The sequence below is a fragment of the Vibrio sp. SCSIO 43009 genome, assembly GCF_023716525.1.
In the GTDB taxonomy this organism is placed as follows: Bacteria; Pseudomonadota; Gammaproteobacteria; order Enterobacterales; family Vibrionaceae; genus Vibrio; species Vibrio alginolyticus.
The window spans coordinates 2503606-2522686 of sequence record NZ_CP071842.1 but is presented as its reverse complement, the minus strand read 5'-3'; the positions used below and the strand labels follow the sequence as shown (position 1 = coordinate 2522686).

Below are 19081 nucleotides of genomic sequence, written 5' to 3'. Positions count from 1 at the left end.
TATGGAACTTTGGAGTGGCTCATATTTTTTTAGAAAAAAAATAAGTTCCATTTGGATGTTTTTAGCTGCGAAGTTAGTCTTAATCACGTGGATACACGGTGTGTATGCAGGAACTAAAAAAAGCCAAATTAGAAATAATGAGGTTTGATCAGGAATTTACTTCTCTCCTTCGGCGGCCAACTAAAGGTGAGATAGAAAAATACAGCTATATCCATTTTTAGGAGTTTTTCCATGGACAAATTTTTTAAGGTTTCAGCGTTAACCGCAGCAATGTTTGGTGTTGTTGCTGTCGCTCCAGCTACAGCGTCTACTGAAAGTGCAGCAGGTGGCGAGTACGTAGAGAAAGTGAACGAATTTATGCAAGACTCAAGTCTGAATGCATTATTCATAGTTGATACTCGTTCACGAACTCGTACAACAGGTAAGCCCGGCGGTGAAAATGGTGACCGTTGGAGTCGTCTAAACTACTCTTCTTACAACGCAATTTTAGACTTCACTTCTGGCTACCACGATGGTTGGGTGGGCGCAGATGTTGCGGCTTACTACTCTGGCGATCTTTACAACGATAGTCTTTACAATTCAAACGAAGGCTACCTATGTAACGAAATCTCAACTTGTAACAACCTAGACTGGGGTGCAGGTGATGGTCAGCAGCTTAAAGTTTACAAAGCAGCGCTGAAATTCAAAGCAAACGAAAACTTTAATGCTCGTTTCGGTATGTTACAGGCTGGTGGTAACGGTACAATCGGTAACGTTTGGAGCTTTGTACCTGGTACTTACCGTGGTTTCGAACTAAACGCTAAACTTGGTGATTTCAACCTAAGCTACTTTGGCGCAGACCAATTTACAGCACCTTGGCTGCTTCACGAAGATGATTACGCACCAGCGCTTTGGTCTGACACTTCATGGAGCTACCTACACTCTCTAGGCCTAAACGGTAACCTAACTGACAGCTTGTTTATGCAACTTGGTTTGGGTCAAGCTACTGGCGTTCAATATGCAAATGGTGTTGACTGGGGTGCAGGTCAAGTAACTAGCTACCACAACGAAACTGACAACACTTCTTACAAGGCTTACTTGAAGTACACTGTTAGTGACCGTACAACTCTAGCATTTGATTTCTACGGTGTTGACGATGATGTGAAATACGATGGTCTAGGTTTCCACACTGGTCTATCTTTGAATCAATCTTTCGGCAAGCTAGCTTGGATGTCTGAGTTGCGCTACACAGACACAGATAACCGTGCGGACTTCGTTCCTCGTACTATTCATACATATGGTATGAACAATGGTACTTGGTCTCAGTGGTGGGACGCGCTGTCTGACTGGAACAAAGCGGGTGAGCTAGCATGGTACAACCGTCTATCTTACAACCAAGGTAACGGCTGGAACTACTACCTAGGCTTTGGTTACGGTACTGGCGCTGACTCTGCAGCAAGCGGAGCATCAGGTGACTGGGATTACGAAAGCGAATACGCAGTTAACGCAACAGTATCTTACTCACTACAAAGTGGCGCGCTTAAAGGTTCTACCATTCGTTTACACGGTACAATCCTAGAACGTGATGAGTACGCAGGTGCTGGCGATGCGGATGAAACAGACTTACGTCTACAAGTTCTTATCCCTTACAGCTTCCACTAATACTTAATGAGATAATAAAAGGAGCCGCTAGGCTCCTTTTCTATTTCACTTCTCGGCCGTCGTATATTTTGCAATATAACGGTGGCAACATATGTACATTACCGTTTGGCAACTCACACTTTATCTCTGGGCCTAACGTACGACCACCGGATGCACCATTAGCATGAGTGGTTAACGGAATTATGGCAAAAGATATTACTAATAGACCAGATAAAAATCTCATAATCATCACCTCAATATAAACTTTAAATATCTACGTACTTGTATAAACCGTGACTACGCAGAAAGGTAAGGTTGAAAAGGGCTCTTATATCAAACTAAGCTCTTACTTCTTTACTATTCCCATTCCCCACCTCTAAATCGACACATTTCACTTGGAATATTCGTAACGTCGCCACTTGGCATCTTACATTCGACTATAGGTCCCAAATTAGTTGTACCGCCGTTTCCGTTGTTGTAGGCAAAGGAAGAAAAAGAAAAAATACCGCACATCATTAAAAAGAGAAGCTTATTCATAGTACATCCTCTTACTTACCAAATAAAAAGCACTTAACTTAAATGCTTATGCGTTAAGTATGTATCCGAGGATAAAAAGATCAAAAAATAATTCAATAAAGTTTTATTTTTTAAAATAAATTTAGATCGATAATTTACCTAGATATATTTCTATCTTATTGATTGTCGTGTGTTGAATAATTAAATAATAGGAAATGGTAGGTAGGGTATTAATAATATTACTAATACTTATTTTTTTCTCGATTTTAATTAAGGTAATGAAATGAAAGCAGTTGTTTAGATTAAAGTAATGGAGCATGATTTGCCCCATTACTTTGGCATAAATTAATTAGAATCAGGCTCAATGATTAAAATAATACCTTCAACATCGGTGATTCTTACGCGGGTACCGGCTGGAAGTGCTTGATCCGATTGTGCGGACCATGTGGTATCGGCTACCTTGATGCGATTGAGTCCGACGGAAAAGTCTTCTTCAAGGATAAGAGTACGCCCAATTAACTGCTTGTACTTTTGGTTCAGATCTCTTTCTTGGTCTTCTTGCTTGTCTTTAGACCATTGTCGTCGCCACCAAAGCCAGGTGGTGATTAAGCTGAAGCTTGCAAAGCAAAGCCATTGCAATTGCCAGCTCATTGGCAAAACGGTCATGATGGCTCCAACGATAAGTGCAGACATCCCGAGCCAGAGAAAATACCCTGCGGTACCAAGTAGCTCAACTGCTAAAAGAGCAAAGCCAAACGCTAGCCAATGCCAGAAAGAGATACCTTCCAACAAACTAAAAAAGTCCATAAATTATTCTTTATCTTGCTGTTTAAACATTTCTGCTATCCCTGCAACCGAGCCCATTAGTCCGGTTGCTTCTAATGGAAGCATAATGATTTTACCATTTTCGGCTTGACCAATGCTCTTGATCGCTTCGGTATAGCCCTGTGCAATGAAGTAATTGACGGCTTGCATGTCACCTTTTGCAATGGCTTCGGAAACCATGTAAGTCGCTTTTGCTTCTGCTTGCGCGGCACGCTCACGTGCTTCTGCATGGAGAATAGCAGACTGCTTTTCGCCTTCAGCTTTTAATATCTCTGATTGTTTATGACCTTCGGCCTTTAATATCTCAGCTTGGCGAACCCCTTCTGCTTCAAGAATTTCCGCACGCTTATTACGCTCGGCTTTCATTTGCGCATTCATTGCAGCGGTCAGATCGGCTGGTGGCTGGACATCTTTAATCTCAATTCGTGTGACTTTTACGCCCCAAGGGTTTGTTGCTTGGTCAACAATCGCCAACAGCTTAGAGTTGATCATGTCGCGTTGGCTCAGCATTTCGTCCAGTTCCATTGAACCTAAAACGGTACGAATGTTCGTAAGGGTCAAGTTTCTAATAGCGTGTTCTAAGTCGTTGACTTCATAAGCCGCTTTTGCAGCATCGATCACTTGAACAAATCCGACAGCGTCAATAACCACGTTAGCGTTATCTTTTGAAATGACCTCTTGCGCAGGAATATCGAGAACGCGCTCCATCATGTTTACTTTTTGACCAACTTTATCAACGAATGGAATGATCAAGTTTAAACCCGGCTTTAATGTGTGGGTGTAGCGTCCGAAGCGTTCAACTGTCCAGTTGTTTCCTTGCGGAACCGTTTTAATGGCTGAAGATAAGATAACGACAGCAAGAACGACGAAAATACCGATGGTGATCAGTGAATCAATTGGCATGAGTTATTCCCTTAAGTGCATAATATTCGATCCATTTTTACCTATTTATAGACAATAGACAATTGAAGTTCTGAGACCTTTGATAGGTTATTGGTTTTTTATATGACAAAGGCCGGAAACACCGGCCTTTGTTGTCTTATTCCTAGAAGAATGCGGCGCTTAGTACAAAATTGAGTAAAGCTGGCGACGATATTTGCTTGCTAATGCGTTACCTTGACCTAGTGCACTGAGAATATCCATAAAAGTCTTCTTCACTTCACCGTCTTGGGCGCCCAAGTCTTTTTTAAGAATATTCCACAGCAGTTCCAACGCTTCTTCATCCCGACCAACTTGGTTGTATTGTACCGCCAATTCACAAGCGAGTTCGAAGTTTGCCATGTCTGCTGCGTATGCTTGTTCTAGTCGCTGTAATTCAGGGCTATCTGCAGCCTGCAAATGCAGCTCGAGCTTGGCTATTAGGCTCTTGTAGTAGTTATCTTGATACTCGAGAGGGATAGCGTTCAGTAGTTCTTGGGCAATATCAAATTGTTTGGTTTCTAGCAAACAATCAGCCATCGCGAGTTTCACATCACCACGCTCTTGCAGCTCTGGCGGCAAAGTGTGGATGATGCTCAAAGCCTGAGCATGCTCACTTTGCTGAAGAAGTTCACTGACTTGTTTTAATAGTTGTTCATCTGGGCTTGGCAAATGCTTTTGTAGCATGGTGGCAATGGCATCAATTGGCTGGGGGCCTCCCAGACCATCGACGGCTTGACCATTTATAAACAGCGCGATAGTTGGCAATACTTGCACGCCAAATTGAGACGCTAAAGCGGGCTGAACTTCACAATTTAGTAGAGCAAGCGTAAATGCACCGTTGTACTGTTGAGCAAGAGATTGCAACTCAGGGAGTATCTGTGCGCTTTCTGGTTGAGCGTTGGCCCAAAAGTGGATCAAAACGGGCGTGTTCATTGAACCTTCAAGCGTTTCGCGAAAGTTCTGTTCTGTTATCTCAACGATAAATGGGGATTGCATCAGAGTATCCTTGCCTTGTGTCTTGTCGTTGATATTAGATATGGAGTTGATTTAGGTGAAATTCAAGCGACATTCACCATCAATAATGAATCATTCTATTTTGAGAAAACGTGAGGTAACAGAGTGAGGTTATTGCTGCTCAGGTGTTAGATAAAAAGAAAACGCTGCCGAAGCAGCGCAATTCTAATGCTATTTGTTAGTGCGGTATCAAAATAGGATGAACATGGTCAACACTACACCCACACTAAGCCAGTTAAGCTGATTTAATGTCATTGTTGCCTCGCAGTAGTATAAACATTGCTACAAAACGTAATGGGTGGCGATACCAAATCTAAGCAACTCAATCACTTTGGGCGAAAGAATCCCCGCTGAATTGCGTAGAAATTGATTCGTTTAGTTGAGGCTTTTTTAACCTACATGTTCATAATGACATCACATTGTTACGGTGAAATTACATTTCGACAAAACTTTTTTATGCAGCCTGTCGCAAAATTTTATCAAGTACACGGGTTGGTAATAGTCTTTTCAAGACTGCGAATAATTTAGTCGGTGTAGTAATTCGATAACGAATTTTCGGTGAAACGCTAGTTAATGCATGAAGAACTGGTGCGATGCAAGACTCTGCAGGCAAAACAAATCGATTATTAGACTTGTCGTTGTTGAGTCGCTCTCTTTGTCCTTCATAAGCATGACGATGGGGGCTAGATTCAATATCAACCCACTTCTCAAAGGCTCGTAATGCATTGTTTCTAAATTGAGTTTCGATCGGTCCTGGTTCTATCAATGCCACTTTGATATTCGTATCCGCAAGCTCTAGCCTGAGCGTATCTGTCCAGCCTTCTAAGGCAAATTTTGATGCATTATAGGCACCACGGTATTTCATTGCGGCAAAACCAAGAACAGAGCTGTTTTGTATGATGCGTCCTTCGCCTTGCTGGCGCATATGAGGAAGCACTTCTCTGACCAACTGGTGCCAACCAAAAAAGTTGGTCTGAAATTGATCTTGAAGAGCCTCGGTGGGTAAGTCTTCCAGTGCTCCGGGCTGACCATAGGCACCATTATTGAACACTGCGTAAAGCTTACCTTCTGCTAATTCTAGCGCTTGCATCACGCCCGAAGAAATGCTTTCTGGGTTATTTAGGTCTAGATTGATGCAGGTTAGCCCTTCATTAATTAGGCGCTGGACATCTTGTTCTTTCCTGCAAGATGCAATGACATTAAATCCCTTGTTTTGTAGGGCGTGAGCACACACGTAACCGATGCCGGTTGAACAACCCGTAATAAGAATCGACTTTTTCATAATTTAATTTAAGACTCAGAAGCATTGATTGGAGCCATCATTCATCAGCTCCGGTCATGAAGCAAGTGCTTGAGTGCTGGCTCTATTCTGGAGTAGCTAAATTTAAAGCCCAGTTCGGTGAGTTTTTTGGGTTTGGCTCTCATGCTATCAAACAATAAGCAGGAAGATTCTCCCATTAGGAGTTCCATCACCCATTTAGGCGTGAACAAGATATGCGGACGTTTTAGCGTTTTAGCTAGTGTGCCGCTGAATATACGATTAGTCACAGGATGGGGGGCGCACATATTGAATGCACCGTGGGCATGTGGTGTTTCAAGCAAGTACATGATGGCGCGGACCATATCTAGGATGTGAATCCAAGGCATGTACTGATTACCGTTCCCAAGTGGGCCGCCTACGCCAAGCTTGTAAGGTAATAGCATCTTTGCCAACGCACCACCATTAAGGCCGAGTACCACGCCAGTTCTCATTAGACAAACCCGAGTTTGCTCCGACTCTGCGCGCTTGGCTATTTGCTCCCACTTTGCACAAACCTCGTGAGGAAAGTCGTCGCTATTAACATGTAAGCACTCATCAAACGGATGGTCTTGTTGATCACCATAGTAGCCAACTGCCGAGCCACTAATAAAAACAGAAGGAGGTTCGGTACTAGCGTGGAACAGCTCAACAATTTGTTCGGTAATTTTCCAACGACTTTTGCAGATTTTTTCTTTTTGCTCGCTGGTCCACCTTTTATCCGCAATAGGCTCACCTGCAAGATTAATGACGGCATCAACGTGATTGAGATCGGCGAACGACTCGAGCGAGTCAAGGTATTCGATATTACCCAGATCAGCATGCTGTAGGCGTTGTTTTGCTCGCTCTGGAGAGCGTGTAAGTAGCATAACCTGGTGAGTTGATAGCAGCTTGAGCAACTCCGAGCCAATAAACCCAGTGCCACCTGTGAGTAATATCTTCATGTTATCTCTTTGAATGTACACGTATTAGAACATTATAGTCGCTTTGTGCTTAGCTTGATCATCTCAACACCATTATTTCTGGGATAGTGACAAGCTGGCAGAGATACTATTAACTTCACATATTAGAAAATATGTAACTAAATGTTATAGATGGCGCTAGTGCATTCACGGTAGAAGAGTGAAATCTATGCCAGACTAGAAGTTATCGCTCATTGGAACGAGCGTAATCAGTTTGCACAATCAAGGAGGATAGGCATGGAAGCATTTGTTGCGCTTTTTCGAGCGCTCCTCAATAGTGCTCGTGACTTATTACCCATCATCATTGTTATCACTTTTTTCCAATTAGTCGTTTTGCAAGAGCCGCTGCCCAACCTGGTCTCCATTCTTTTTGGCTTGTTGCTTGTCGTTTTAGGATTAACCTTTTTTATCTTTGGCCTAGAACTTGGTCTTTTTCCTATCGGAGAGAGTATGGCTCAAGCCTTTGCAAAAAAAGGCAGTGTGTTTTGGTTATTAGTCTTTGCGTTTTGTTTGGGGTTTGGCACCACGATAGCTGAACCTGCATTGACCGCGGTAGCGGAAGAAGCCTCAGAAGTTGCGGCAGAGGGCGGAATGATCGCTAACTCAGAGCAGTCCATGCAGGATTACGGAGAAGGACTTCGAGTAACAGTAGCTCTCTCTGTGGGTATAGCCATCGTTATCGGCGTTTTGCGTATCTTAAAAGGGTGGCCGATTCATTACATGATCATTGGTGGCTATGTAGGCGTTGTAATACTGACGTGGTTTGCACCTGAAGCCATTATTGGCGTCGCTTACGATTCCGGAGGTGTAACCACGTCCACCATAACAGTACCTTTGGTCACTGCACTGGGCGTCGGTTTAGCGTCTTCTATTAAAGGGCGCAACCCTATGGTGGATGGCTTTGGTTTAATCGCTTTTGCCTCGCTGTTACCGATGATGTTTGTGATGGTTTACGGAATGGTCGTAACATGATTTCAATTGATCATTTCCTAGACACTTTATTATCGACCGTTAGAGACGTCGTTCCCATCGCCAGCATTATTTTTGGTTTTCAGTTAGCCGTGTTAAGGCGTCCTGTTAGCAACCTTAAGAAAGTTTTGCTTGGGTTCGTTTATGTGATTTTCGGGCTAGCTCTTTTTTTACTTGGATTAGAAATGGCGTTGTTTCCACTTGGGGAGACGATGGCTGTGCAATTAACGGCGCCGGAGTTTTTACAAGAGTTCAAAGTATCGGTAGGGAAAGCCTTAATGTGGGTCGACTATTATTGGGTTTACACCTTCGCCTTTTTTATAGGCTTTAGTACCACGATTGCAGAGCCTTCTTTAATCGCTGTAGCGATAAAAGCAAACCAAGTCTCTGGAGGCAGTATCAGTATTAACGGCTTGCGCGTAGCCGTTGCGTTTGGGGTGGCAATTGGTATTGCATTAGGGAGTTACCGGATTGTCGTGGGCGATCCCATTCATTATTACATCATCGCGGGTTACATCGTCGTTGTGATTCAAACGTTTTACGCTCCTAAGCTTATTGTTCCACTCGCCTACGATTCTGGAGGCGTAACAACTTCTACCGTCACTGTCCCACTTGTAACTGCATTAGGGTTAGGGCTTGCTTCGACCGTCCCTGGAAGAAACCCAATGATTGATGGCTTTGGCTTGATCGCGTTTGCCAGTCTATTTCCTATGATCTCTGTGATGGGCTATGCGCAAATAACCCAGTGGCTGAATAAAAACGTCTCGGAGGAAGAAGAAAATGCGCTTTAAATTGATACTTGCGTTTGTTGAAGACAGCAAAACAGACAAGGTGCTGGACGCTGCACGCGATGCTGGTGCGACCGGTGCAACAGTGATTAACAATGCTCGCGGGCAAGGTTTAAATCAAAAGCGAACGTTTTTTGGTTTAACGCTAGAAGTGCAAAAAGATGTGCTGCTGTTTGTGGTCGAGGAACATCTCTCTCGACACATATTAGAAACCATTAATGAGGTTGGTGAATTCGACAGAGAGTCGGGGCAGGGCATTGCTATTCAGATCGATATTGAAGATGCAGTCGGTGTCGCGCATCAAGTAGAAACGTTGACCAAAGTGGTTGAGGATGAATTATGAGTGATCAAACGATAATTAGAGTTCGAGATGTTATGGCGGCAACGTATGTGATGGTTGATGGACTGATGACCGTATACGAAGGCATAACGCTAGCGAGAAAATACCAAGTCAAAGCGCTGGTGGTGAAAAAGCGAGATGATAATGATGAATATGGCATCGTGTTGATGAATGATATCGCCAAAAAGGTGCTGGCGAATAATCGTTCTCCTCAGCGCACAAATATTTATGAAATCATGACCAAGCCCGCTTTGTGTGTCGAACCAGATATGAACGTAAAATATTGTGCCCGTTTGTTTGAGCGATTTGGCATAAGCAGAGCGCCGGTCATTGAAAGTGGCGAGGTCATTGGGATGGTGAGTTATAACAATATTGTCATCAATGGTATGGTGCGAGAAGAAGTGTAATAGGTTGATATAAATGAAAAATCAACGATTTTTTCTCAAGTCAGCGACTGTTACAAAGAACTAAAATATTTAATATATGTTAGGTTGCATATGTGTTGATTCACCATTATTCTTTGCGCCCTAAGCCTAATGTCGAGGAATCTGTATCATGCCTTTAGTCTCTTGCCCCGTGTGTGAGAAACAAATCTCAAAACGCGCTCATGCATGTCCAGGATGCGGAGAGCCCGATCCGCTGCACCATCTAGCCAAATCAAAATTTATGTCGATGGTGTTTTGGATACTGGTGTTGGTTGGAACAGCGTATGCAGCATGGTTCTATGTTTTGCCTATGGTCATTGAATCATTGCGCTACCAGTAGTATTCAAACCGTCGTAGGTTGAGCTGCTAAAAAAATGCCGTAGAATGACCTCATACTTTTTGAGGAGATGATGTCGTGAAACTATTTTTTGCCTCAGACCTGCATGGCTCTTTGCCAGCAACTAAAGAAACCATTGATCTATTTTTGGCTTCTGGTGCGCACCACCTGATTTTGCTAGGAGATACGCTAAACCATGGGCCGCGAAACCCTATTCCGGAAGGCTACAACCCTCCACAGGTAGCAGACTTATTGAACCAATACAATGATCAAATTATTTCTGTACGTGGCAACTGTGATAGTGAAGTGGACCAAATGCTATTGAAGTTTCCAATGATGATGGATTACTCATGGGTGCTACTTGAATCTGGCAAGAGAATCTTTTTGACTCATGGTCACTTGTACAACTCTGAAAAACGGCCGCCACTGCGCGAAGGTGATATCATCGCCCACGGGCATACACATGTTCCCGTCGCAGAGATGCAAGATGGAGCCATTATATTCAACCCAGGCTCGATGACATTCCCACGTAATGGCTTACCGAGAAGCTTTGGTACTCTAGAAGACAATAAGCTAACGGTAAAAACGCCAGAAGGCGAAGTATTAGCACAAACCATGATTTAACGGTTTTACTAAGTAAAAAAATAGGGAGCGAATTGCTCCCTATTTTGTGTCTGAATGTCCTAAATCGCGTTCTGGGTCGATAATGTCTCTAACGCGCTGTTTTAGCACCTTGGCTTCAGGAAAGCCGCTGTCTTTTTTCCGTTCCCAAATTTGCTGGCCATTACAGAAAATTTCGAAGCGACCACCTGTGTCTGGGTGTAAGCTGATTGTTTCTATTTCTTCACTAAAAGTATGCAGTAATTCTTGCGATAGCCAAGTTGAACGCAACATCCAGTTGCACTGGCGGCAGTAATAAATATCAATGATTGCTTTATCCATGAAACTTTCCTTTTAATCTTTTTAAACCAGCAACTTGATGCCCACCGCAAACGTGAGAATTTCGAATGCAACTTTAATCACTCTGTTACTGTATCGAGTCGCGGCCCATGCGCCTAAACTGCCGCCTAGAAAAGAGCTTAACAATAAAACAGGTAACCAAGCCCAGTGAATAGGCGCCCCTGCCTGTACGACGGCAATGCCTCCAATGCCATTCCAAAACAGGCCGACACAAATCATGGTGTAAGCAACGGCTTGTTTGTAGTCGTAACCAAACCAGCGCACCAAAAATAGTGTCACGAGCAAACCAGAACCTGCGGTAAGAGATCCGTTAATGATGCCGATAAACAGCAAGCCAATTCCACCAATAACCCAACCAATAGGATGACGGTTGCGTATTACTTCAGCTTGGCCTAGCGATGTCTTAAATCGCGAGTAGATACCCAGCGCTAGGATCATCGTGCCGAGCATCTTTTCCGCGATACCATCAGGGATCTGTACAATTAAGTTAGCCCCTAAAATCACGCCAATACTGCCGGACAAGATAAGGTAGAGCGCGATTTTCCATTTAATAGTGCCTGATCTTAAATGCGTGCTTGCTGCGCCTAAGCCTAAAGCGACCGAAGCCACTTTATGTGTGCCTAGCGCAACGGAGAACGGTAAGCCGAGAAAGATGAGTAAAGGGAATTGAAGCAAGCCTGCTCCGCCACCGGAAAGTGAAGCCAGCGTGTTGGCGATTAGTGAACCGAAAAAGAGAGTAGTGGTATCTAGCCAATCCATAAGCAAAACAAAGGGGGCGTCTTGCCCCCTTATCATCCAATCAAAATTAGTTTTTAAACAGTACCGAAGAACCGTGGTTCAAGCTAGTGAGCAATAGTGTTTTTTCGTTCACGACGTCAATACGACGACTTTGCTCCGCATCTAGCTTAAAAATTTGAGTAATTAAACGTAGCTGTGCTTCGGAAAAGTCTTTTGATTGAGAAGATGAAATATCTTTAAACTCCGAAGGCGAGACCAACAAATAGTTGTCACTTACTTCCCAGCGGCCTTTTTCCGAGATATTTATCGTTGATTCTGCGGTTGAACCTTGAGCGAATAGTTTTATATTTGCTACGCGAATATAGTCACCATTAGGGAGATATTTCACGTTTGATTCAACATTAACTCGGCGTAGTGGGCCGACAGTATCGTCAGGCAAGCTGTCTGTAATGACTGTCACCATGGTCGACTGCCATTCGTTTGCTGTGAGGAGCTGCTCCACTTTTAGGTCACTTCCCCAATACAACCAACTACTGAAAAGAACGGATACGGCCAAAACCGCAGATGCTAATTTAATCTTCATATTGGCCTCCTTTATTTGCAGATGTCTGTTGGATCGTTTTGACCTGCGAAAATACGCAGTGTTACGTTCTCGTAAGAGTGGTTACTGTCATGAATGTAGTTCAGAATCAGCTGGTTATTTTGTCCACCAGTGGCAATCACTTCCACTGGCAACGAGTCTTCTGCATGGTGCTTCACGTAGCGCTCAATGCATTGCTCTATTGAAGGCAACCAGTTGTTGATTTGAGGGTGATTTACAGGTGTCATCACCGGTACACTTTGATACTCACCAATCTGACGGAATTGGGATTCCGCAGGGTTCGTGAATAACAATACGCAAACAGGAAGCAGCAGAGACAAAAAGATAATGACACGCGGTAGCCAGTTAATCGTGTTAGATGCTGGCTTCGGCTGAGTTTTAGTCGGCTCTACTTGAGGCTCAAGATCAGCAGTAGTATCGGTCACTATCTCTGTTGGTGGTGTATCGCTCGCTTCTAACTCCACTGCTGGCGCTTCTTGTTCAGAAGCGGTTTCTTCAACGTCAGTGTTAGAGTCAGTAGAAAATGGGCTCAAGCGTTCCACTGAACAAATGAGTTGGTAGCCACGTTTAGGTACCGTTTTAACAAACTCTGGAGATTTTGTTGAATCCTTCAACATCTTACGCAGAGTAGAAATCGCTTGAGTCAGGCTTGAGTCATCCACCTCAAAACCTTGCTCACGCCAAACAAACTCGTGAAGCTCGTTACGGGTTAAAACTTCGTTTGGTCTCTCTGCCAACATCAGAAGTATACGGCTTTCGTTGCTTCCTAATCGTACAACGTCGTTGCCGTTTTGTTGGTCAGCGAGCGAATTACTATTTGGATCAAAGGTGAACCTTTGAGCAAGTAGAAATTTGGTGCCAATGTTAGTCATTTAGTTCTTCTTAGATGGATGATGTTGTAATTATGGTGATTTATGTCACAAAATTACCGGGGCGCTTGGAGTGCGCACGACATTTTAGATGCTTTTAGACGGGTAGGATAATTAAAATTTTCTAAAAAAACACCGTTTTTAGCAATATTGACCTTGAATTTACATTTGTCAGCCACATGTTAAATGACATCTCGGTAAGGTGATTTCAAGGGGAAAGTCACAAACTTGTCCCTATGAAAAAGCCAATTAGTTTAGATGTTATGGAGCACACATGAGCGAAACCGTATCTCAAAATAAAGAAACTCGTGGTTTTCAATCAGAAGTAAAACAACTACTGCATTTAATGATCCATTCTCTTTATTCAAATAAAGACATCTTTTTGCGCGAGCTGATCTCTAACGCATCAGATGCATCAGACAAACTGCGCTTTCAGGCGTTATCTAACCCAGATCTATACGAAGGTAATGCAGACCTTTGCGTGAAACTGTCGTTTGATGAAAGCGCAAATACCTTAACCATTTCTGATAACGGTATCGGTATGAGCCGTGATGATGTGATTGAGCACTTAGGAACAATCGCAAAATCTGGAACAGCCGAGTTTTTCTCAAAGCTATCTGAAGAGCAGAGCAAAGACTCTCAGCTTATTGGTCAGTTTGGTGTTGGTTTCTACTCGGCATTTATCGTTGCTGACGCCGTTACCGTGCGCACTCGCGCTGCGGGTCTAGCCGCTGATGAAGCGGTACAATGGCACTCAGCGGGTGAAGGTGAGTACACCATCGAAAACATTACCAAAGAGTCACGTGGTACCGACATCATTCTTCATATGCGTGAAGAGGGTAAAGAGTTTTTGAATGAGTGGCGTCTACGTGACGTTATCAGTAAGTACTCTGATCACATCGGCATTCCTGTTTCAATCCAAACTGTCGTTCGTGATGACGAAGGCAAGGAAACAGATGAGAAGAAGTGGGAGCAAATCAACAAAGCCCAAGCACTGTGGACGCGTAACAAATCTGACATTTCAGAAGAAGAGTATCAAGAGTTCTACAAGCACGTATCACATGACTTTGCCGATCCCTTGGTCTGGAGTCATAACCGTGTAGAAGGTAAAAACGACTACACGAGCTTACTATACATCCCATCGAAAGCACCTTGGGATATGATGAACCGCGACCACAAATCAGGCTTGAAACTGTACGTACAGCGCGTATTCATTATGGACGATGCAGAGCAATTTATGCCGTCATACTTACGCTTCGTACGTGGTTTAATAGACTCAAACGATTTACCGCTAAACGTATCGCGTGAGATCTTACAAGACAATAAAGTGACTCAGTCTCTACGTAATGCTTGTACTAAGCGCGTGCTAACGATGCTTGAACGTATGGCCAAGAATGACGAAGAGAAATACCAATCATTCTGGAAAGAGTTTGGTCTTGTGATGAAAGAGGGCCCTGCGGAGGACTTTGCAAACAAAGAGAAAGTTGCAGGTTTATTGCGCTTTGCCTCAACTGAAGTGGACTCTTCTGAGCAAACTGTGGGCTTGGCGTCTTACGTTGAGCGCATGAAAGAAGGTCAAGATAAGATCTACTACTTGACGGCAGACAGCTATGCAGCTGCGAAAAACAGCCCTCACTTAGAACAGTTCAAAGCGAAAGGCATTGAAGTTATCTTGATGTACGACCGCATTGATGAGTGGCTGATGAACTACTTAACTGAGTTTGATGGTAAACAGTTCCAGTCAATCACTAAGGCTGGGCTTGATCTAAGTCAGTTTGAAGATGAAGCAGAAAAAGAGAAGCAAAAAGAAACCGAAGAAGAGTTTAAGTCGGTTGTAGAGCGCACGAAGTCTTACCTAGGCGATCGTGTGAAAGAAGTTCGTACGACCTTCAAACTCGCATCCACGCCTGCTGTTGTGGTAACGGACGATTACGAAATGGGCACTCAAATGGCGAAGCTTCTTGCGGCAGCTGGTCAAGCTGTACCGGAAGTGAAATACATCTTTGAGCTAAACCCTGAGCACGAATTGGTTAAGCGTATGGCTGACGAAGCCGATGAAGAAGCGTTTGGTCGCTGGGTTGAAGTTCTGCTTGGTCAGGCAATGCTAGCGGAGCGAGGCTCTATTGAGGATCCAACAGAGTTCTTAGGAGCCGTTAATCAACTTTTGACTAAGGTGTAATAACCTCTGCAAATCAAAAAGCTCGCATTTCGCGAGCTTTTTGTTTGTTGTCGCAAAATTTTGCATCTCAAGTGCTGAGTTAATAATCAATAGGGCGTGAAAGAGGGTACTGTTAACATTCTTTAGTCTTAATACACTCTTTGCTCAGAGAACCTGTGATAGAATCTGCGACTTGAATGTGAGTAATAAGGCGTGTATTTTTGCTCGCCTATATACGTTATACCGAAACTTATCGTTGCAGGTGCTTCTCAGGTTTGATGTCTAAGAGGTCAGCTATTGTGAGCTTCGGTATAAATCTTAAATATTAAAGAGGATAAATCATGCGCATCATTCTTCTAGGTGCTCCAGGTGCAGGTAAAGGCACACAAGCAAACTTCATCATGGAAAAATACGGTATTCCACAAATCTCTACTGGTGATATGCTTCGTGCTGCTATCAAAGCAGGTACAGAGCTTGGTAAACAAGCTAAAGCTGTTATTGACGCTGGTCAGCTAGTTTCTGATGAAATCATCCTTGGTCTTATCAAAGAGCGCATCGCTCAAGAAGACTGTGCAAACGGTTTCCTATTAGATGGTTTCCCACGTACTATCCCTCAAGCTGACGGCCTAAAAGAAATGGGCGTAGACGTAGACTACGTTATCGAATTTGACGTTGCAGACGATGTGATTGTTGAGCGTATGGCTGGTCGTCGTGCTCACCTTCCTTCTGGTCGTACTTACCACGTGGTTTACAACCCGCCTAAAGTGGAAGGTAAAGATGATGTAACTGGTGAAGATCTTGTTGTTCGTGATGATGACAAAGAAGAAACAGTACGTGCTCGTCTAGGTGTTTACCACGAGCAAACTGCACCGCTAATCAACTACTACGGCAAAGAAGCTGAAGCAGGCAAGACTAAGTACCTTAAGTTTGATGGTACTAAGCAAGTAGCTGAAGTTAGTGCGGATATCGAGAAAGCACTATCTTAATTTGCTGAAGTCAAAAATTTAATATTTTGATATATTGAAAGCGGCCCAAGTGGTCGCTTTTTTTAGTTTACTCGTAAACATATATCTAATTAACTTCAGCTCGGCTATTCGTTACTTCGAGGTTACTTAAATATATGAACCAAGCCGTTTACCATGAATAGGATGTTATGAAAGAGAATAATAAACAGGGTGTACTCCTAGTTAACCTGGGAACTCCTGACGCACCAACCGCTCCTGCCGTAAAGCGTTTTTTAAGTCAGTTTCTTCATGATCACCGAGTGGTAGACATGACTCGATGGCTTTGGTGTCCACTATTGCACGGCGTTATCCTTCCTATCCGAGCTCCTAAAGTTGCCAAACTCTATCAATCAGTATGGATGGAAGAGGGCTCGCCGTTGATGGTGTACTCTAAACGCCAAACTGAAAAGTTAGCACAAAAGCTTGATATACCTGTAGAGCTTGGTATGACGTATGGTAACCCAAGTTTACAATCAGGCTTTGAAGCCCTATTGGCGCAAGGCGTTGATGAAGTCATTGTTTTACCTTTGTATCCGCAATACTCGGGGCACAACAACGGCAGCGGTTTCTGACGGAATCACTAAAGCATTTAAAAACCTGCCGGTGATGCCAGGCTTTAGCTTTATTCGTGATTATTACAATCACCCGAAATATATTGAAGCGTTAGCGCATTCAGTTCGTGAACATTGGCAAAAGAATGGTCAGGGAGATTACCTGCTGTGTTCTTATCATGGTATTCCAAAACGCTATGCTGACAATGGTGATGTTTACCCACAGCATTGTGAAGAGACGACTCGCTTGCTTGGGGAAGCGTTAGGTTTAAGCGAACAACAAATTGGTGACGTATCAGTCCCGATTTGGGAGAGAAGAGTGGCTTCAACCTTATACCGATAAGACCCTAGAGGCACTTCCTGCAAAGGGTGTGAAAAATATTAATGTTGTGACCCCTGCATTTTCGTCAGATTGTTTAGAGACGTTGGAAGAGATCTCGGAAGAGTGTAAAGAGATTTTCCTTGAAGCTGGTGGCGAAAACTTTACCTACATCCCTTGTTTGAACGATAGTGAACTTCATATCGAGATGATGGTTGAGTTAGTTCAATCTAAACTTTAGATACAAAAAAGGGTCGCAATAGCGACCCTTTCTACGTTTAGTTGAGCGATCAAGCAACTTGTACTTGCTGCTCTTCTACTTGCTCTGCCGTGCTGTGCGTATTTTCAGCGCCATGCATCCAGCGAACGAGTGTATTAGAGAATAGGAGCAAAATTACGCCACTTACGGTTGCGCTGACCGCAATACCACTAAAGATAGCCATAGCGCCTAACTCGCCTACGTGAGAGCCCACATAGCCCGCAACATAGTTAGCAATCGCATTACAGCCAAACCATGCACCCATCATAAGTGAAGCTAAGCGAAGCGGTGCTAATTTAGTCACCAATGAAAGACCAATTGGTGATAAACACAGCTCGCCTAATGTGTGGAAGAAGAAAGCGCCGACCAACCATAACATCGATGTTTTTACTGTTGTATCTCCACCTTGTTCTAGCACTGCGCCAACCATACAAAGGAAACCAATCGCCAAGAAAAATAGTGCCATCGCAAATTTCACTGGCGAAGTAGGTTCACGTTTACCCAATTTTACCCAAAGGACAGCCAGAACTGGCGCTAGAGTAATAATGAAAAATGGGTTTAGTGATTGGAACCACGCAGCAGGAACTTCGAAACCACCAATCATGCGATCAGTATATTGTTGAGTGTAGATGTTCATCAGACCACCAGCTTGTTCAAAGCCTGCCCAGAAGACAATAGTGAATAAGCTCATGACCAGAATTACTTTTAGTCGATTCACTTCTTCTTTGGTGAGTGGCTGCTTCGTGGTGGCGTTTTTGTTGTTTAGATCTCGTTTCGCCGCTGGTTCGCGACCAATATCACCAAGCCATGATTGAGCCAGTACCATTTGCATCACTAGGCTAACCAGCATACCCACACCAGCGGCAACAAAGCCAGCTTTCCAACCGTAAGAGGTTGTCACAGAGCCAGAAACGACGCCGGCAAGTAATGCACCTAAGTTGATACCCATATAAAAGATAGTGAATGCGCCGTCACGACGGTTGTCACCTTCTTGATAAAGGTCGCCAACCATGGTTGAGATATTTGGCTTAAAGAGACCGTTACCAGTGATAAGTAGGCCAAGACCTAAATAGAAACTGTGTAGCGAACCAATACCTAAAGCATCAGCAGGAAGTGCAAGAGTAAACTGGCCGATGGCCATTAACGCGCCACCAAGCAAAATTGAGCGACGTTGACCTAAATAGTTATCTGCTAGGTAACCACCGATAAGAGGCGTGATATACACAAGCCCTGTGTATATGCCGTATAGGTCTAATGCGTCTTTGGTTGACCAGCCAAGGCCGCCATTCATTGTTGTATCAGTAAGGTAAAGCACGAGAATGGCACGCATTGCGTAGTAAGAAAAGCGTTCCCACAGTTCTGTACCGAACAATAAGAACAGGCCACGTGGATGACCAAAATATTGATGTTGGTTTGACATAAGCTCTTCTAATAATAGTTATTACATTTTTTAACGACTTCTACGTATACAATGCAATTCAACGAGTGACAAATAATAAAATTTTGCCATTCAACTATTTTTGTTTGTTAAGTGGCTGTTTTTGATTGGATTTGCAGATTATATGATGGTGTATTGGTTGTGTTACAAACTTAATTTCCATTTTTGCC

Annotated in this window: 20 protein-coding genes and 1 pseudogene; 10 read left to right on the top strand and 11 right to left on the bottom strand. The window is 43.5% G+C overall.

Going from position 1 to position 19081, the window contains the following annotated elements:
- Nucleotides 1–231 precede the first annotated feature (231 nt).
- The gene (locus J4N43_RS11665; RefSeq protein ID WP_005382055.1) at nt 232–1641 is read left to right on the top strand and encodes an OprD family porin; all 1410 of its coding nucleotides are present in this window, start codon (nt 232–234) and stop codon (nt 1639–1641) included.
- Nucleotides 1642–1977: 336 nt separating this feature from the next.
- Here J4N43_RS11665 and J4N43_RS11660 read toward each other — a convergent pair whose 3' ends face one another.
- The 6 genes from J4N43_RS11660 to J4N43_RS11635 form a co-directional block, all read right to left on the bottom strand.
- Nucleotides 1978–2157: a hypothetical protein gene (locus J4N43_RS11660; protein WP_086046573.1), complete on the bottom strand. Its 180-nt coding sequence runs from the start codon at nt 2155–2157 to the stop codon at nt 1978–1980.
- 324 nt (nt 2158–2481) lie between these two features.
- The gene (locus J4N43_RS11655; protein WP_005382058.1) at nt 2482–2943 is read right to left on the bottom strand and encodes an NfeD family protein; all 462 of its coding nucleotides are present in this window, start codon (nt 2941–2943) and stop codon (nt 2482–2484) included.
- A gap of 3 nt (nt 2944–2946) precedes the next feature.
- Nucleotides 2947–3864, bottom strand: a complete 918-nt coding sequence (locus tag J4N43_RS11650) for an SPFH domain-containing protein (protein WP_005382060.1) — start codon at nt 3862–3864, stop codon at nt 2947–2949.
- Nucleotides 3865–4023: 159 nt separating this feature from the next.
- Nucleotides 4024–4878: a co-chaperone YbbN gene (locus J4N43_RS11645; protein WP_033906924.1), complete on the bottom strand. Its 855-nt coding sequence runs from the start codon at nt 4876–4878 to the stop codon at nt 4024–4026.
- Nucleotides 4879–5350: 472 nt separating this feature from the next.
- Complete coding sequence (locus J4N43_RS11640; RefSeq protein ID WP_053350440.1) at nt 5351–6178, bottom strand: SDR family oxidoreductase; 828 nt, start codon at nt 6176–6178, stop codon at nt 5351–5353.
- A gap of 44 nt (nt 6179–6222) precedes the next feature.
- Complete coding sequence (locus J4N43_RS11635) at nt 6223–7137, bottom strand: TIGR01777 family oxidoreductase (protein WP_053350441.1); 915 nt, start codon at nt 7135–7137, stop codon at nt 6223–6225.
- Between the two features lie 255 nt (nt 7138–7392).
- On the opposite strand from J4N43_RS11635, the gene J4N43_RS11630 reads away from it, so the two are divergent.
- The 6 genes from J4N43_RS11630 to yfcE all read left to right on the top strand — a co-directional run bounded on the left by J4N43_RS11630 (nt 7393) and on the right by yfcE (nt 10638).
- The gene (locus tag J4N43_RS11630) at nt 7393–8127 is read left to right on the top strand and encodes a DUF1538 domain-containing protein (protein WP_005382077.1); all 735 of its coding nucleotides are present in this window, start codon (nt 7393–7395) and stop codon (nt 8125–8127) included.
- Nucleotides 8124–8915: a DUF1538 domain-containing protein gene (locus J4N43_RS11625; RefSeq protein WP_005382078.1), complete on the top strand. Its 792-nt coding sequence runs from the start codon at nt 8124–8126 to the stop codon at nt 8913–8915. The genes J4N43_RS11630 and J4N43_RS11625 overlap by 4 nt, the downstream gene beginning before the upstream one ends.
- Nucleotides 8905–9255 carry a P-II family nitrogen regulator gene (locus J4N43_RS11620; protein WP_005382084.1) on the top strand — a complete coding sequence of 117 codons (351 nt, stop codon included), beginning with the start codon at nt 8905–8907 and terminating at the stop codon, nt 9253–9255. Before J4N43_RS11625 ends, J4N43_RS11620 begins: the two co-directional genes overlap by 11 nt.
- The gene (locus tag J4N43_RS11615; RefSeq protein WP_053350442.1) at nt 9252–9659 is read left to right on the top strand and encodes a CBS domain-containing protein; all 408 of its coding nucleotides are present in this window, start codon (nt 9252–9254) and stop codon (nt 9657–9659) included. The genes J4N43_RS11620 and J4N43_RS11615 overlap by 4 nt, the downstream gene beginning before the upstream one ends.
- A 148-nt stretch (nt 9660–9807) precedes the next feature.
- A complete protein-coding gene (locus J4N43_RS11610; protein WP_005382086.1) occupies nt 9808–10017 on the top strand; it encodes a hypothetical protein in 210 nt (69 codons plus the stop codon).
- A 75-nt stretch (nt 10018–10092) separates the two neighbouring features.
- Nucleotides 10093–10638 (top strand): phosphodiesterase, encoded by a 546-nt coding sequence (gene yfcE, locus J4N43_RS11605; RefSeq protein WP_158159583.1) that lies wholly within the window; start codon nt 10093–10095, stop codon nt 10636–10638.
- 39 nt (nt 10639–10677) lie between these two features.
- Here yfcE and J4N43_RS11600 read toward each other — a convergent pair whose 3' ends face one another.
- From J4N43_RS11600 to J4N43_RS11585, 4 genes are read right to left on the bottom strand one after another with little or no spacing between them, the layout of a single operon-like run.
- Nucleotides 10678–10956 carry an Rdx family protein gene (locus J4N43_RS11600; protein WP_005382088.1) on the bottom strand — a complete coding sequence of 93 codons (279 nt, stop codon included), beginning with the start codon at nt 10954–10956 and terminating at the stop codon, nt 10678–10680.
- Between the two features lie 21 nt (nt 10957–10977).
- Entirely contained in the window at nt 10978–11733 is a 756-nt protein-coding gene (locus J4N43_RS11595; protein WP_047102891.1) for a sulfite exporter TauE/SafE family protein, read from the bottom strand.
- 46 nt (nt 11734–11779) lie between these two features.
- Entirely contained in the window at nt 11780–12295 is a 516-nt protein-coding gene (gene toxS / locus J4N43_RS11590; RefSeq protein WP_005382091.1) for a transmembrane regulator ToxS, read from the bottom strand.
- Between the two features lie 11 nt (nt 12296–12306).
- A complete protein-coding gene (locus tag J4N43_RS11585; RefSeq protein ID WP_005382092.1) occupies nt 12307–13185 on the bottom strand; it encodes a transcriptional regulator in 879 nt (292 codons plus the stop codon).
- Nucleotides 13186–13456: 271 nt separating this feature from the next.
- Between J4N43_RS11585 and htpG the strand changes: the two genes are divergently transcribed.
- The 3 genes and pseudogenes from htpG (at nt 13457) to hemH (ending at nt 17455) form a co-directional block, all read left to right on the top strand.
- Complete coding sequence (gene htpG, locus J4N43_RS11580; protein WP_053350443.1) at nt 13457–15361, top strand: molecular chaperone HtpG; 1905 nt, start codon at nt 13457–13459, stop codon at nt 15359–15361.
- A 320-nt stretch (nt 15362–15681) separates the two neighbouring features.
- Nucleotides 15682–16326, top strand: a complete 645-nt coding sequence (gene adk / locus J4N43_RS11575) for an adenylate kinase (RefSeq protein WP_005382094.1) — start codon at nt 15682–15684, stop codon at nt 16324–16326.
- Between the two features lie 167 nt (nt 16327–16493).
- Nucleotides 16494–17455, top strand: a pseudogene (hemH, locus tag J4N43_RS11570) (ferrochelatase).
- Between the two features lie 49 nt (nt 17456–17504).
- Here the strand turns inward: hemH and J4N43_RS11565 are convergent.
- Entirely contained in the window at nt 17505–18893 is a 1389-nt protein-coding gene (locus J4N43_RS11565; protein WP_005382097.1) for a peptide MFS transporter, read from the bottom strand.
- Nucleotides 18894–19081 lie beyond the last annotated feature (188 nt).